Here is a 15,333-nt window from a genome sequence, read left to right on the forward strand (position 1 = left end):
CCTCGGCAGCCGTGCCGGACCCGACCCTCAAGCCAAGGTCGACATGTCCATCTCGATCGCCGCTACCATTTCACAGCGAACCCGAGCTTGGCGCCCAGGGCGTGGCTATCGCCAAAATCCTTGAGGCTTGTCCGCGCTGTCCCTTCTCCGAAGACGGCGTAGCGGCCGTCCGCCCAGCTCAGCGAGCCACCAAGGCCGACACCGCCCCACAGCGCCTGATTTTCGCTGACCAGTTTCGTGCCAGACACATCGACATCATTTCCGTCGAGGAAGTCATAGTAGAGGTTGCCGAGCCCATAGATGTGCGTACGGCTTACCTGCCCGGCATCGTCCACCCACTGGTCTTCATAGTCGGCGGAGAGGCCGAGCCGGCCGACGAGACTGTTGCTGCTGCCGGGCGACACGACGGCGCCAAACGGGTCGGTGAACGCGTCGAAGTCGACCGAGGAATAGGCAAGCTGGGCCTGCGGCGTCAGCGACCAGTTGCCGTTGAGGGCGATCTTCTGTCCGGTCTCGATGCTCAGCCCGTAGCCGAAACCGTTGTTGCCGTCCGCAAGCGTGGTGCCCAGCGTGGCCGACCGGATGTCACTGTCATACCATGTCGCCTCGGCCTGCGCGTCGACGTAGAAGCCACCGCTGCCGAACCAGGTGAGCGTGCTGCCGACGCCGTAGCCGGTGGCAGCGATCGACCCTGCCCCGAAGATCGAGGAGACGTCCGACGACGCGGTTCCGTAGTGGGCCGTAATCCCTCCGATCAGGGTACCGGCGTCGCTTTCGTGCAGCAGGCCATCGACGCCGGCCTGCAGCTTCCAGGTGGTCACGTCATAGTTCGTGCCGGAGGTCGACGTCTCCGGCTTGATCTCGGCATGGGCAGCTTCGATGCGCGCCCATATCGCCTTGCCGTCGACCGAGCCCTGGCCTGGCAGGTCCGCACCTTGCGGTGTAGCACCCTCGCCCCACGACCGATTGCCGATGCGTTGCTGCATGGTGCCCAGTTCATTGAAGGCCTGCAGCACCCCTTCATAGGCCTCGTACAGCGGCACGCCGGGCGAATAGAGTGGCTGCGGATCGAGATCGCCGTTGACCAGGGCCGAGCGCAGATACCAATCGCCATCGGCCGGTGTGCTGACGCCGTTCTTGTAGAGCCTGTATGCGTAGGCGCCCGCGACGACCGCTGCATCGCCTTCGAAGGTATAATTGCCGTCGAGCGAGAAGCTGCCGTTTGAGACGCCGCCGACGTCGACGATCTTGATGCCTCCGACCGTTTGGGCGCCCGACCCGCCGAAATTGACGACCTGAAGGGTACCCGTCCCTGACGTGTTGCCGGCGATCACCAGCATGTCTGTCGGCGAACCGTCACCACCGAGCGCAGCGTTGAGAACGACGGCGCCGCTATTGCCGACATAGTCGCCGCTTACGGTAAGTGTGTCGCCTGGGACGCCACCCGCGATGCGCACCGTTCCGGCGTTGCTCAGCCCCGCAATCGTCTGGGACGTGCCGGCAAGATCGAGCGTGGCGCCCGAGGCGACGGAAAACTGCGAGGAGGAACTGAACGCGTTCGCAGCGCCCGCGGCAAGCGTGCCGCCGCTGACCGTAGTGGCGCCGGTAAAGCCTGAGTTGTCCAACGCAAGCAGCAGCGTGCCTTGGCCGTCCTTGATGAACGTACCGGCGCCCGAGAGCACGCCGGCATAGCTGGCGGAGGCGACTTGGTCGAATGTGAAGGAGGCGCCGGCGCCGATCGCGACATCGCCACCGAAGCGCTCGGCTGCCGAGGCGAGGCCGCCTTGATTGACGGTCCAGTCCAGCAGCGACGTGCCTGACAGCGTCAGCACGCCGGCGCCATCCTTCATCATTGCGCCGGTGCCGGAGATATCGCCGGCGAAGCTGGCGTCCGCCGCCTGGTCGAACACGACAGTGCCGGAATTGCCGATGTCGCCACGAATCGAGGTTGCATCGCCGACCAGCGTGCCAGCGCTGACCAACGTGTTGCCGCCATAGCTGTTCGTTCCCGTAAGCGTCAGCGTGCCGGCGCCGGTCTTGGCAAGGCTGCCAGCGCCAGAGATCGCACCGGACAAGGTCAGGTCGGCCACAGTGTCGAAGGTGCCGCCGGCCGACGAAAGCGTGACGTCGCGCGCCGAGCTGAACGCCGCTGTGTTGCGCAGCGTCCCGCCGGAGAGCGTCAGGCCGCCAGCGGCAACGCCGAGATTGTTGTCGGCTGAAACAGATAGCACGCCGCCCAGGACGGTGGTGCCGCCCGTGTAGGTGTTGGCGCCGGACAGCACCAGCGTGCCCGCATCGGTCTTGGTCAGGCTGCTGGTCCCGGTTAGCACGGAGGCGATGGTGGCGGTGTAACCTGCTCCGGCCACCGTGCCGTCGCCGACCCGAATGATGCTCTCGCCGCCAGCGCCATCAAGCGTGATGGCGTCGCCTTCGATGCGGTAGCCATCGGCGGCGAATTGCATGCCCGTAATCGCAAGCGCGCCGGCGCTGCCGTCGGCGATGACGGTGCCGCCGAGCGTCTGGAAGATGGCGAAGCCGGGCTGCGGCTTCATCGCGCCAGTTACCAGGCCGGTGCTCGTCGTCCAGTTCAGGCTTGTCGCCGTCCACGTGCCGTTGCCGCCGTCGACCAGATCGTTGTTGGCATTCCCGGCCGCGTCACCGTCCCAGAACAACAGGTCGTTACCGACACTGCTGATAAGATTGACCTGGTTGGCGACAGAAGTCTGCACCGTCAAATCGGCCGCCGTGACGCCGGCCGGCAGATTGCCGAGTTCGAGACCATTGTCGGTGAGGGCGCCGCCATAATTGATGAGCCGGTAGACGCCAGGGCCAAAGCCGCCTACATCGGTGATGTTGAGGCTGCCGTCCAGCGTCAGCGCTCCGGTCACCTCGATCAGGTCGTTGACACCGCCGCCGACAATTCCTGCCTGGCCGAGCTCGTAGTCGAGCATAGAACCGGAGCTCAGGCTGAGCGATCCGACCGTAAGCGTACCCGGACTGGAGCCGGGGGCCAGCACGCCGCCATCGGCGACGATCACCGCGCCGCCTATCGAGCCGGAGCCGCCCAGCGTGCCGCCGCTGTTGACCGTCGTTTCGGTATTCCCAAGCGAACCTTCGACGACGAGCTTGCCCCCGTCGACCGTGGTGCGGCCGGAATAGGTGCTGTCGCCGTTGAGCACCAGGGTGCCGGCGCCCTCCTTGTAGACGCCGCCCACGCCGCTCAGCTCGCCATTCGCGGTCAGCGTCGTACCCGCCGCCGCGCGGAAGTAGCCATAGGCGGAAGTGAGCTTGACATCGCGGCTCATGGCGAAGCTTGCTGTCGTGCCGAGTTCGCCGCCGTCGAGTGTCAGCAGGCCCGTAGCGGCACCCAGATTCTGGTCCGACGCGACCGAAATGCTTTTGCCGGTCCCGACCTTGGTGCCGCCGCTGTGGGTGTTGGCACCGGTCAGCGTCAGCGTGCCGAAGCCTTCGATGTCGACGCTGCCCGAGCCGGAGATATTTCCGCCGAAGGTGTGGGGGCCGAGGTCGAGAAACGAGACAGCGCCGTTGTCCAGAATGTCGCCACGGATCGCCACGGTGTTGCCGGCAAGCGTTCCTGCATTGACGATGTTGCCACCCGTATAGCTGTTGGACAAATTGCTGACGTTGAGCGTGCCGGCGCCGCTCTTGACCAGTGTGCCGGTGCCGGTCACCTGGCCTGACACGTCCAACTGCGTGCCTGCCACCGTGTCGAACCCGCCGGTCGAATTGATCAGGACATTGCGATTGGTGGCGAAGCTGGTGGTCGTGCGCAACGTGCCGCCGTCGAAGGTCAAGCCGCCCGAGAGGGCGCCCAGATTGTTGTCACTCGAAATTTGCAGGGTCCCGCCGGACAAGGTCCAAGGCGTGACGGCAGTTGTCGTCCCCGTTAGGGTCCAGGTGCTGTTTCCGTTTTTCTCGTAGAACCCAAACCCGTCATATTTGGCGCCAGCGCCGATCTGCGACACACCGAAACTGGCGCTGATATCGCCACCCAGCTTGAATGTATCCGCGGCGCTGAAAGCGACCACATTGCCTATGATGGTGGAGCCGGCCTGAATCTCCAGCGAATTGACGCCGCCGGTGAACTGGATGGCTTTGCCGGCTGCCGGCGTTCCGCCACCGGTGCCGACGGCACCGCCGCTGATCGTACCCGCATTGATGACCGCGATGTTGGCGCCCTTGATCCCTGCGGCGCCATCGCCGCCTGCCAAGGAGCCCTGACCGCCACTGCCGCCAACGATCGTCGCACCTAGCTTGTTGATGACGGTTCCACCTGAAAGCAGCAGAACAGCGGCGCCACCGTCCCCACCGCCGCCGAGAACTGTTCTTCCACCGGCACCCCCGAGCAGATTCCCGCTGTTCTGGATTGTCCCGCCGCCCATCAGGACGATGGCAGCTGCGCCGCCGCCACCACCTGCTTGGACCCCAATTGTGGAAAGACTCGTGCCGCCGGTAACGCTGCCGCCCGCCTCTACAAACACGTTTGCGGACGAGAATATGCCGACGCCGCCACCACCGCTGCCGCTGTTGCCATTGGTCCCACCTCGGCCGCCAGTGCCACCACTCACCGATCCTGTGCCAGTGACTGTAACGTCGGCCGTGGCACTGACGCCCACACCGCCACCGCCACCGCCGCCGCTCCTGACGACGCCATTCGTGCCAGGGGAGCCCAAAGCGCCGGCCCCGCCGCTGATGCTGGTTGCAATGGTCCCGTCTGTCGAGATGACCAGACCCGTAGCACCAGTGGCACCGGCAACGCCATTTGGGTTGTTGGCTGTCCCACTTACCGCTCCCGATCCTCCTGGCGCCCCGTCACCCGTCGTGAGGTCAATGCCGCCACCACCGCCACCAGCGGTCGCGCCATTGGCGGCATTCTGACCCGTGGCACTCGCGAGCGCGCCGTCAACGCCACCTTGTCCAGCGCCTGCGCTGCTACCATTGCCGCCATCGGCCCGAGCCGGCGCGGCGCTCAGCGCAAGGGCAACAGTTAGGATCGTCAAGGCGGAAGTGCCGGAGCGAAGCGACACGACTTGCGGCAAGCGCGCGAGATGCAAAACCCAAAACCCATCACGCGCAATCCGCTCCGCCATGCCTAAGCTCCCTGATTCCTGAGTGCGCGAAGGCAGCATGAAAGCTATTCGCCCGCAAGAAGTTTATAGTCGTGAGAGCTACCAAGAAGCTAACGGTGATCAGTAAAATGAAGTCTGCGACTTTTGAGCGACAGAAAATAGTCAATATTAGATATAGCTTATTAAACAGAGACCTTACGGAATCGCGAGAACAATCTCGCTGCATGAATTTATGCGGAAACGTTCGGACCTCCTGGGCCCAGCCGATCCCATCGGGCGGAGGTGAGTTTCGCCTCTACGGGGCGATGAGGCGCTAGGCTGCCCCTTGGGCGACCCTCACTATCCTGCAAGAAGTGATTCTGTAATCGACTCCCACTCTGCGTCTAGCTTGCCAGTTGCCACAGGCTGCCCGGCGCGGCGGTACCAGTAGGCTGCATTAGAAAGGTCGCCTTCTTTGCGGTGCAGATAGGCATGAACCCATACAGAGGCCGGATCAGATTCGTTGGCCTGCACACACTCATGCGCCCGCTCCCAATCGCCCTGTCTATCCCACCATAGAGCGTGGAGCGCCATCCCAAGATTCGCCGGGGGCTCTACACCCTGAAGGGTCGCACGGAACTCGTCGATGTCCATAGTTACCTCGCCTCTGGCTACGCCGGTCCTGTCCCGTTCCGTGCAACGAAATGCGCCCTCTGCCGGTGATTTGCTCTGCCGACTTTAGCAATGGCTCTGGCGATCTTTAGCGGAAACGGGGTTTTCGCTCGGCAAAGGCCGCATCAAGGGCTTCCAATTGACGAATGCTCGTTGCAGGGCTGCTTCCTGCTTCTAAGCTTCATGGTCGGCAGAAGCTGCCACGGAAACCAAAGGCGCTTCCAGGCTCCATGTTATGCCATGCGGACCGTGTTCGAGAATTCCCTGCCCACTGACCGCTGCGGGCGCAACCCGCTTCAGCACAACGGTTCCAAAGCCACCTTGTCCGACAGTCTGGACCTGCGGACCATCGGATTCGGCCCAGGTGAGGTGAAAGAGCCTCGAAGCACCGGAACCGGTGATGCCCCATGTGACCGAAATCCGGCCCTTGTCCCCTGAGAGCACGCCGTATTTGGCCGAGTTGGTCGCCAGTTCGTGGAAGGCAATCCCGAGATACTGAACTGCGTTGGGACTGAGCACCAATGATGGGCCCGACATTTCGATCACATCCCCCCGCGGGAAAGGCTCGACCTGGGCCGCCAAGAGGTCGCTGATCGTGGCACCCTTCCAATCCGCCGAAACAAGCAGGTCGTGAGATCGCGACAACGCCATGATGCGCTCGCGCACCTGGGTTTCAAAGTGTTTTGGCGTCTCCGATCGCTTGTTGGTCTCCCGGATCATCGACAGGATGACCGAATACTGGTTTTTCACCCGGTGGTTGACCTCGCGCATCAGCATGCGGATGCGGTATTCATTCTCCTTCGCCGACGTGATGTCTCGCGCTATCTTCGATGCGCCGGTGATCTGCCCGGTTGCGTTACGCACGGGCGATATCGTCAGCGAAACCGGAACCAGGCTGCCATCCTTGCGCAGGCGGGTCGTTTCGAATGGTTCGACGCGCTCGCCGCGGCGAATGCGTTGGAGGATGCGGGGTTCCTCGTCCTGATGGTCTTCGGGGATCAGCATGGTCACCGACCGGCCAATCGCTTCGTCGGCGGTATAGCCGAAAAGCCGTTCGGCGCCGTGGTTCCAGCTTTTTATGATGGTGTTGAGATCCTTGCTGACGATAGCGTCAAATGAGGATTCCACGATCGCTGACAGGTGCTGCCTGGTTTCTTCGGCACGCTGGCGGTCCGTCAGGTCCAGCAGCATGTTGACGGCGCCAATCAGAGCGCCGTGCTCGTCCCGCAGCGGTGTCGGGTAGGGCAGGAACGGAAAAAACGATCCATCGGGACGCTGCGCAACAGCTTGCTGATTGCGGACCGGCCTGTTCTCCTTGAGCGCGATGGCCATCGGGCATTCATCGTGCGGCAATTCCTTGCCGTCGGCACTGAACAGCTTGAACGTCACACACCATTTATCCTTGCCGACCTCAGGCTCCCTGCCTGCCAGATCGGCCGCGGCGCGGTTGTAGTAGGTGATCGTCCCATCCTGATCGGTCGTGTAGATGGCGACGGGTAGGCCGTCGAGTATCTGGTGATAGGTACTGTCATGCTGCCTGAGCTCCGAGCGGGTGTGCACCAAGTCGGTTACATCGACCGTGAAGCACCGGGTGTTGATCAGCTTGCCGTCCCGGAAATGTCCGCTTGAGGTGACTTCGACGTGCTTGATCGATCCATCGCTGGCCCTCAATCGCGCCGGATATCTTACGATCTTCTCGCCATTGGCAAGGCGACCCAAAATGTCCTCTATGACGTCCCGGTCGGGATAGAACTCGGCGATGTGGCAACCGAGGTAGTCCTCTGCGGGATAGCCGAGAAGGTCGAGCTCAGCCTGGTTGGCATGCACGATTACGCCGTCTGCGTTCACCAGATGGAGGGCAACGGCGCCGTTTTCGAAGAAATCCTTGTAATCGAAATCCAGACCGTCATTGCTGGACACCCCCGGGTTTTCGAAGGCGACAACATTCGCCTGTGTTGCTTCATGCATCCCAAACACCTTGTCCAGTCCAACCAAATATAATGCGGCTTGGATCAGTTGGTTCCCATTGCTCGCGGTCTCGACCCGCTGCGTACGGGAACCGGACCCTAAAAGGGTCGTAGCCTCGACTCGTCTTCCATCTACAAACGTGCGATCATCCGCGCATGGGCAAACCCTTGGTCCTTGTCGTCGACGACGAAGCCTTGATAGCACTGGATATGGAGTCCACTCTTTCGGAGGCGGGCTTTGCCGTGGCATTGGCGGCGACATGTTCCCAGGCGAAACGTTTTCTTGCGGACCATACCCCCGCCGCAGCGATCCTGGACGTAAGGCTGTCGGACGGCGAGGCTGTTGACGCGGCAAAAACCTTGGCAGGGCGGGCGGTTCCTTTCATCGTCTATTCCGGCCTGGGGCTCGAGGAAACCCCCGAAGCGTTCTCGTCCGGCGTAAGAGTGATGAAACCCGCCGGACCTGCAGAGGTGGTCCGGGCTCTCAAAGCGATGACCGCCGGGCAGCAGAAGGCGACGGGATAGCCGTGCTCTGAGCACCTTCGGTCTAAACTAGCCAGGCGCTGCCGGAGCAGCTGCCGTGCCTCACGGAGCAGCGAATTGCGGCCGGTGCCGATCAGGCGAACAAGGTCGCGCGCTTGATCCTCGGTGATGCCGGTCTCTTTGGCAGTTGACAGCACCAGTGCTTCATTCCCTTCCACTTTCTTAGGGTTGTGCTCGTCCTTGCCCGTGCTGATCATGCCTTCTCCATCGGCTCAACGCCAGGATCTGAGACTCATTCTTCGACGCACGGTCAACCTCGCTGTGCCGCGTTTGAGCGACAGAGATAGCGGCTCAATTATTGCGTTGCCAGAAACGATCCTGGCAACAGCCAATTGGCCGGGTCCGTTCGTACGATAAAGCGCCCCGCGCAGGGACGGCGCCAGCATGGGCCAGATCGACCAGACAGATTGACCGGTCCTATGCCTCTCCGAAATCGGTTTCGTTTCTTGACGTCGGTTGCCGCTCGTAGTCAACGGGCGGCGGCAGGAGCATGATTTCGGTCTCCTTGCGGCCGAACTCTCGGCCGATCTGGAACGCCGCGTAGATCGCGCCGAGGCGGATAAGGAATCTAAGCATGGGGGTTCTCCTTCGATGTTAGGAACCGCAAGGCCGCGAGATTGTTCCATGGTTTGCGAGTGGGGACGATCTTGCCGTCGCACCAGGCATTCCAGCGCCGGCGCGGCAATCTGAGACATGGCGGTGCGGCTAGGCTGTTGCGGCCGTTGCCTGGGCCGGGATCCGTTTTCGAGGGGCCGGACGGCGTCGATCGCGGCGTTTCGAAACGACTTTGAGGGGAACGGCCGGCGCTGGAGAAAGTGCGCCAAGCACAGCGTTGACCATGCCGTGCGCTACGAAATCGGCGCTGATGTCGGCGGCCAAAGCTTGCCTTTCTTGCCCGACATCGCCCTGCTCCGCGTCTGACCAGAACACAATCCCAATTCTCAAACCTGCCTTGGCGCGCTTCAGTCTCCGGACCAGAAAGCGGGCATGCTTGAGCGAATCCCGGTTCAGGAAACCGACCACGACGGTGTCGATCGCCTCTAGTTCGAGACGACGAATACCTGCCGGCTCCATATCGACAAAACTGGCCTTCGCCACCGTAGCACCTTGCACCTCCAGCACCTGAGCGAGCATGGCGGCAGCGGCATCGTCGAGTTCGCCGCGACCGCCGGCACAAAGCACCGACATGTCCTTGCCGTCGGGCAGCTCGATCTCTTCCTCTTCGACGCCATCTGTTTCCCTGCTCGCGCTCCCTTCCGCGGTGGTTGCCGGCGCATCTTCCTCGCTTGCCTCTTCCTGTGCATCGTCGGCAAGATTTGCCACAAGAATTTGGGCGCTCGCCGCCACCTGCCTTCGCTGTTGATCGCCCATCACGCCACGCATGCGGTCCTGCTCGCCCAACAGGAGAGCAGGAATGGCGACAGTGTCGTAGAAATCGATCAGGTACTTCTCCTCGAGGATCTCCTCGGCATGGTCAGTGGCCTCGTCGGGATCGCCGGCCAGGAGCCGTTGATAGAGCCGGGCGTGAGATTCAAGGACGGGCTCGTTGCCAAACAGGACGTCGAGAAATTCGAACTGCGGAACATGTCGCCCGAGGACGACGAGGCAAACTGTCAGCGGCGTCGAAAGGACCAGGCCGAGCGGCCCCCACAACCATGTCCAGAAAATTGCCGCAACGATGATTGCCAAAGGAGAAAGTCCCGTGCGCGAGCCATAGAGCCACGGTTCGATGACGTTGCCGGTTACCAATTCCATGACGACAAACAGTGCGGCGGTCCACAGCACCAGCGACCAGCCGGGCGCAACCGCCAAGGCCAGAAACAAGGGCAGCAGCATGCCGATAACAGGGCCGATATAGGGAACGAAGCGCAGCGCCAGTGCCAGCAACCCCCACAGCAGCGCGTTGGGAATGCCGAGCACCCAAAGGCCAATTGCGATTGGTATCGCGTAGACGATATTGACCACCAATTGCATGATCAGATAGCGGCCAACCCGTTTGCCGGCATCCTGCAATGCCTGCGTTGTGCGATGGAGGTCGCCATAGCCGACGAGGCGGATAAACCGGTCGCGCAGATCCTCGCGCTCAAGCAACATGAAGATGACGACGATGATGATCAGGCCAGCTGATGCCAGCGGGCTGATCAACGGTCCGATGATGTTCTGCAATACCTCCAGAGGTCTCTCGCGGGCGACGATCTCGACGGGAACAGGCTCGCGCCGGGGCTTGTCGGCCGCAGGCGGCGCCACATCCTGCTTGTCGATCTCCTGACCGACACGCTCGATCACCCCGCTCAGCCTGGCAATTATGCCGCCACCAACGCCCGTCTCCTTGAGGGAACGTACCTTGGTCAGAATGTTTGTCTGGTAGACGGAAATGTTCTGAGCAAGCTCGCTTACCTGGGTCGCAACAATGAAGCTGAACAGGCCCAGGGCCGCGAATGCGCCAATCACGCTCAGAAGCACTGCAGGCAGCCGAGGCAAGCCGACACGCTTCAGTGCGGAGACCATCGGCACCAGCGCAAAGGTCAAAAGCAGCGCGATGGCAATGGGAAGGAACACCTCACGACCGAAATACAGCGCAGCTACTGTCGTGACGATGGTTGCCACGGTAGGCAGAGCTGTGCGCGGATGGGCATTGCCTGCCGCAAGAATCCGTCCTAGCCCCCGCTCGGACGATGAGATGTCGTTTCGACGATTGGCAGCCACGTGATTCCCCCCGTTTCCTAGCGATAGTTAGACCCATTCGCCTGCCGGGCAATGTTTAGCAGGGCCGAATACATACGTTTTGCGGTTTTGCGCCCTGGGCGCTGTGCTCCGACGGTTCAGTCGATATCGTCGGAGCCGCAAATCTGTGGTAAAGCCGCCGCCCAACCAACCAAAGGACGACATCTGTGAGCGAACCGACTGTGGCCGAAGCGACCGAAAGTATCTATGCCTCGCTGCGGGCGGACAATGCCGACATCGACGCCCATATCGCGACGCTCAAGGCTGCGCTGACACGAGAGGGCGCAAAACAGGCGGTGTTCGATCCGGCCAAATTGGCCCAGAACAACCGCTCGGGCCGTAAGTTGATGCAGGCTTATTTTCGCCAGCGCGGCGTGAGCGTGAAGTTTTCGGACCAGTAGCGCGCGGCAGCTTCGGAGAAACCGCGTCTCGACGGACGGTCCGTATCTCGCCCGCTCCGCCCTGCGGTGGGCTTTCGTCAATCCTAGGCGAATGGCCGCCTTGCCCTGCCCAGGTCGGTGTCACCCCCTGCCCCTGCAGCTCTTGACGGAAACCGGTGCCTCCTGTTTGAGGGTGACCAGGACGTTTGCTGTATAGGGAGATGGGCAAGGGTGGGCAAACAGTGAAGCGCGTTCTTCGGATGCTTGCCGCGGCGATCATCGCGTCCGGGGCGACCGGCTGCACGAGCATTTCCTACTACGCACAGTCGTTGCAGGGTCACGCGCAGATCATGGCCGCCCGCAAAAATATTGGAAAACTCATCCGTGATCCTTCGACGCCTGAGGCATTGCGCGCGAAATTGGCGTCGGCCAGCGCGATAAGACGGTTTGCGACGGATGAACTGGCATTGCCCGAGAACAGCAGCTACCGCAGCTATGTCGACATCCATCGCGACGCCGTGACCTGGGCCGTTTTTGCCGCGCCGCAATTCTCGCTGGCGCCACGAACATGGTGCTTTCCGGTTTTCGGCTGCGTTCCATACCGGGGTTATTTCTCCCGGAAATCCGCGGCTGAAAGCGCTGTCGAGCTTCAAAGACAAGGCCTCGACGTCTATGTCTCGGGCGTCACCGCCTATTCCACGCTTGGCTGGTCGAGTGACCCGCTGCTGAGCACCATGCTGCGTCAGGACGACACCTATCTCGCAAGCCTTGTTTTTCATGAACTGGCGCATCAGCGGCTTTATGTGGATGGCGATTCCGCATTCAACGAGGCATTCGCCGTTGCCGTCGAAACCAGCGGCGTCAGGAAATGGCTGCGCGCCGCCGGCGACTGGGCCGGATTGCGCCGATACGAAGCCGACCGCAAACGCAGCGCCGATTTTCTCGGACTGGTGGCGAGGACGCGCGACGAGTTAAGGCAGGTCTATGGTAGTCCCCGTACCCCGGAGCAGATGGCGACTGCCAAGGCAGCCGCGATCGAGAGGATGCGGGCGCGCTATCGGCGGATGCGCGACAGGCACTGGGCGGGATACCGGGGATACGACGCCTGGTTCGCTGCCCCGATCAACAACGCCAAGCTCGCCGCAACTTCTGTCTACGGTGAACAGGTTCCGGCCTTTCTTCGCTTGTTCGACCTGTGTTCGGGCGACTATCCAAGGTTTTACGCTTCTGTCCGGCGGATCGCGGATTTGCCCAAATCGTCCCGCGCCGAAGCGCTCAAGGCTGCTGACACGTGCAATTGACTTGAACAAGCACAGGCAGGTCCTGACGATCACCCCAGCGACAGTTCCTTCGTCTGGTGTCTCAAAACGAGGCCGACCGCGCCCAGCAAGGCATCGTTCTCGGTGTGCCTGCCAACGATGATGCGCGTGCGCAGCGCGGGAGCGACATCCCGGGACTTGATCAGCGTGTGGCGTTCATAGGACGCGATCAGCGGCGTCAACAGAATGTCCCCTGCCAAAGCCATGTGGCCGCCGATGATGATAAGCGGCGGATTGAGCACCGAGCCGATCAGGCCGAGCCCCCGGCCGGCGATCTCGGCGGTATCCTCGATCATCCGCAACGCCCTGACGTCGCCCTGCTCGGCCATGGCGATGACATCGTCCATGGTGACTTGCCGCCCAACGACACGCGAAATCTGTTCCAGCGGCCGGGCAAAACTCGCGTAGAGCTCCAGGCATCCGCGATTGCCGCAGCGGCAAAGGTCGCCGCCGGGATCGATGCTGATGTGCCCGAATTCGCCGGCGCCGCCGGCGACGCCCGTCACCAGCCGGCCATGCTGGACAATGGCGCCGCCGACACCCAGATCGATCTTGAACAGCACGAAATTGTCCTGGCCGACGGCCGCACCCCACATCAGCTCGGCAATGGCCGCGCAGTTGCTCTCGTTGTCGGCGAAGATCGGCTGTTCCAGGACGGGTCCGAACACATCTCGTATGTTGACGCCGGCCCATGTTGGAACCATGCTTGCGCGCAGCACCACTCCATCGCGGCTGACAGGGCCGGAGACGGAGACACCAACCCCCAGGAGCCCCGCCATCGGCAGACCATTTTCCCTGTAGGATTGGGCAATCGCCGATTTGACCGCCTGGGCCGCCTGTTGCGGCTGGTAGTCCAGCCCCATTGGAATATTTTGTTCGGCAATGACGGAATGCGAGACATCGGCGACGATGAGCCGTATCTGCTGAAGAGCCAGGTGAATGCCGACGCAGGTGCCCGCTGTCGGATTGAGCGTCACCGCCGCGGCTGGCCTGCCGATGCCTCTGATGCCGTCGCGGCTGGTCGGGGCTTCGATCACCATTCCAGACTTTTTCAAGCCGTTAAGCGCGGTTGACACCGTCGAGCGCGCCAGACCGGTGGCGCGTGCGATCTGCAAGGCTGAGAGCGCACCGCGCTCACTCAGGCAGCGCACGATCATGCTCTCCGGCGACGCGGAGGGTCTGTCGATCAGCCAGGTTCTAAGCGAAGGTTTTGTCATGGCTCAACATAAACATCGTTGACTGATAGCTCCAATATGTCATCTTGGAAAGAACTCGAGATTGACGCATCTCGCCGGCGGCGGCTTCAAACCGCGGCCATAAGCGGTCGAGACGAACCGTGCAACACGATATGGGAGTGAAACGATGAAGTCCGTCATGACCGCGCTTGCGGCCGCTGCTGCGTGCACATTTTTCGCCGGGGCAGCCTTCGCCGAACCCAAGACGAACCTTTTGCACCAGTGGGCGACCGGATCGGACGCCCAGGCGATCGCCAAGCTCGGCGAGATGTTCACTGCCAAGGGCGGCAAATGGGAACAGACCTCGATCGCCGGCCACACCGCCAATACGCTGGCCAAGCTGCGCGCCGACGTGATCGCCGGCAATGCCCCGCCTGCCGTGCAGCTCAAGGGCCCTGAGATCGCCGAATGGAACGAGACCGGCATGACCGCCGATCTCGACGAGTTGGCGGCCTCGGAAGGGTGGGAGAAAGTGGTGGCGCCGGAATTGCTTCCGGTGATGAAGCCGACCGGCAAATGGGTCGCCGCGCCCATGAACATTCACCGCATCAACTGGCTGTGGGCCTCGCCCAAGGTCATGCAGGCCGCCGGCGTGGCGGAAATGCCGAAGACCTGGGCCGAATTCAACGCCTCTTGCGACAAGATCATCGCCACAGGCAAGATCTGCATCTCGCATTCGACCGCCGACTGGACGGATTCGACGGTGTTCGAGGTCGTGCTCTACGGCCAGGACATCGATCTCTACCGCAAGGCCTTTGTCGAAGGCGATGTCGAGTCCATGCGCAGCCCGGGAATGGTCAAGGCCTTCACGCAGATGCGCCTGATGACGAGCAAGTACATGGATCCGGGCATGGTCGGCCGCGACTGGGATTCGATGTCGGCGCTGGTCGGCAAGGGCGACGCGGCGTTCCACATCATGGGCGACTGGACGATCGGCCTTTTGACCGCCGCCGGCTTCAAGGAAGGCACCGACTATGTCTGCGCCCAGGCGCCGACCGATTGGGGCAAGCCCGGCTTCATCCTCAACTCGGACTCGGTCGTGTTCTTCAAGCAGAAGGACCAGGATTACATCGACGGCCAGAAGATGCTGGCCAGCCTGATCCTGTCGCCCGACTTCCAGACGGTCTTCAACCAGGCCAAGGGCTCGATCCCCGCACGCCTGGATATCGATCTGTCGAAGGGCTTCAATCCGTGCCAGCAGCTCTCGCAGAAGGATCTGCAGGCTTCGATCAAGGACGGCACGCTGGTCCGCTCGATGGCGCACAACATGACCATCCCGCAGAAGATGCGCGGCGCGATCATGGACTCCATTACCGAGTTCGTGGCGACGCCGGACATGTCGCCCGAGGATGGCGCCAATGCGATGGCCGACGCGGCGGAAGCACAGAAATAGACGGGAATGGCCGGGCGCGATGCCTATCCGC

10 protein-coding genes are annotated in these 15,333 nt (G+C 62.2%); 4 read left to right on the plus strand and 6 right to left on the minus strand.

The window, feature by feature from the left end; genetic code table 11:
• Positions 1-62 precede the first annotated feature (62 nt).
• The 3 genes from X771_RS1000000165785 to X771_RS162110 all read right to left on the minus strand — a co-directional run bounded on the left by X771_RS1000000165785 (position 63) and on the right by X771_RS162110 (position 7,736).
• On the minus strand, positions 63-5,111 hold the full coding sequence (locus tag X771_RS1000000165785) for an autotransporter outer membrane beta-barrel domain-containing protein (RefSeq protein ID WP_198025804.1): 5,049 nt from the start codon (positions 5,109-5,111) through the stop codon (positions 63-65).
• 318 nt (positions 5,112-5,429) lie between these two features.
• Positions 5,430-5,723 carry a hypothetical protein gene (locus X771_RS0133235; protein ID WP_023704064.1) on the minus strand — a complete coding sequence of 98 codons (294 nt, stop codon included), beginning with the start codon at positions 5,721-5,723 and terminating at the stop codon, positions 5,430-5,432.
• Positions 5,724-5,915: 192 nt separating this feature from the next.
• Positions 5,916-7,736: a PAS domain S-box protein gene (locus tag X771_RS162110; RefSeq protein ID WP_023686480.1), complete on the minus strand. Its 1,821-nt coding sequence runs from the start codon at positions 7,734-7,736 to the stop codon at positions 5,916-5,918.
• 128 nt (positions 7,737-7,864) lie between these two features.
• Here X771_RS162110 and X771_RS162105 point away from each other — a divergent pair, with 128 nt between their 5' ends.
• Positions 7,865-8,233, plus strand: a complete 369-nt coding sequence (locus X771_RS162105) for a response regulator (protein ID WP_023671108.1) — start codon at positions 7,865-7,867, stop codon at positions 8,231-8,233.
• Between the two features lie 435 nt (positions 8,234-8,668).
• Here X771_RS162105 and X771_RS1000000168665 read toward each other — a convergent pair whose 3' ends face one another.
• Both X771_RS1000000168665 and X771_RS162100 read right to left on the minus strand, forming a co-directional pair.
• Positions 8,669-8,827, minus strand: a complete 159-nt coding sequence (locus tag X771_RS1000000168665) for a hypothetical protein (RefSeq protein ID WP_023671107.1) — start codon at positions 8,825-8,827, stop codon at positions 8,669-8,671.
• Positions 8,828-8,956: 129 nt separating this feature from the next.
• Positions 8,957-10,957, minus strand: coding sequence for an AI-2E family transporter (locus X771_RS162100; protein ID WP_023686481.1), 2,001 nt, complete (start codon positions 10,955-10,957; stop codon positions 8,957-8,959).
• 185 nt (positions 10,958-11,142) lie between these two features.
• Between X771_RS162100 and X771_RS162095 the strand changes: the two genes are divergently transcribed.
• On the plus strand, positions 11,143-11,376 hold the full coding sequence (locus X771_RS162095; protein WP_023686482.1) for a hypothetical protein: 234 nt from the start codon (positions 11,143-11,145) through the stop codon (positions 11,374-11,376).
• Between the two features lie 239 nt (positions 11,377-11,615).
• A complete protein-coding gene (locus tag X771_RS162090) occupies positions 11,616-12,656 on the plus strand; it encodes an aminopeptidase (RefSeq protein WP_033001303.1) in 1,041 nt (346 codons plus the stop codon).
• Between the two features lie 29 nt (positions 12,657-12,685).
• Here the strand turns inward: X771_RS162090 and X771_RS162085 are convergent, their stop codons facing one another.
• Positions 12,686-13,825: an ROK family transcriptional regulator gene (locus tag X771_RS162085; RefSeq protein ID WP_198025805.1), complete on the minus strand. Its 1,140-nt coding sequence runs from the start codon at positions 13,823-13,825 to the stop codon at positions 12,686-12,688.
• Positions 13,826-14,036: 211 nt separating this feature from the next.
• On the opposite strand from X771_RS162085, the gene X771_RS162080 reads away from it, so the two are divergent.
• Complete coding sequence (locus X771_RS162080) at positions 14,037-15,302, plus strand: ABC transporter substrate-binding protein (RefSeq protein ID WP_023671102.1); 1,266 nt, start codon at positions 14,037-14,039, stop codon at positions 15,300-15,302.
• The last annotated feature ends 31 nt before the right edge of the window (positions 15,303-15,333 follow it).

The organism is Mesorhizobium sp. LSJC269B00 (assembly GCF_000502815.1).
Classification (GTDB): Bacteria; Pseudomonadota; Alphaproteobacteria; order Rhizobiales; family Rhizobiaceae; genus Mesorhizobium.

Excerpts from the sequence above, each read along its gene's own strand:
- X771_RS1000000165785 (WP_198025804.1), bottom strand. The coding sequence starts at position 5,111 with ATGGCGGAGCGGATTGCGCGTGATGGGTTTTGGGTTTTGCATCTCGCG.
- X771_RS0133235 (WP_023704064.1), bottom strand. The coding sequence starts at position 5,723 with ATGGACATCGACGAGTTCCGTGCGACCCTTCAGGGTGTAGAGCCCCCG.
- X771_RS162105 (WP_023671108.1), top strand. The coding sequence starts at position 7,865 with ATGGGCAAACCCTTGGTCCTTGTCGTCGACGACGAAGCCTTGATAGCA.
- X771_RS1000000168665 (WP_023671107.1), bottom strand. The coding sequence starts at position 8,827 with ATGCTTAGATTCCTTATCCGCCTCGGCGCGATCTACGCGGCGTTCCAG.
- X771_RS162090 (WP_033001303.1), top strand. The coding sequence starts at position 11,616 with ATGCTTGCCGCGGCGATCATCGCGTCCGGGGCGACCGGCTGCACGAGC.
- X771_RS162080 (WP_023671102.1), top strand. The coding sequence starts at position 14,037 with ATGAAGTCCGTCATGACCGCGCTTGCGGCCGCTGCTGCGTGCACATTT.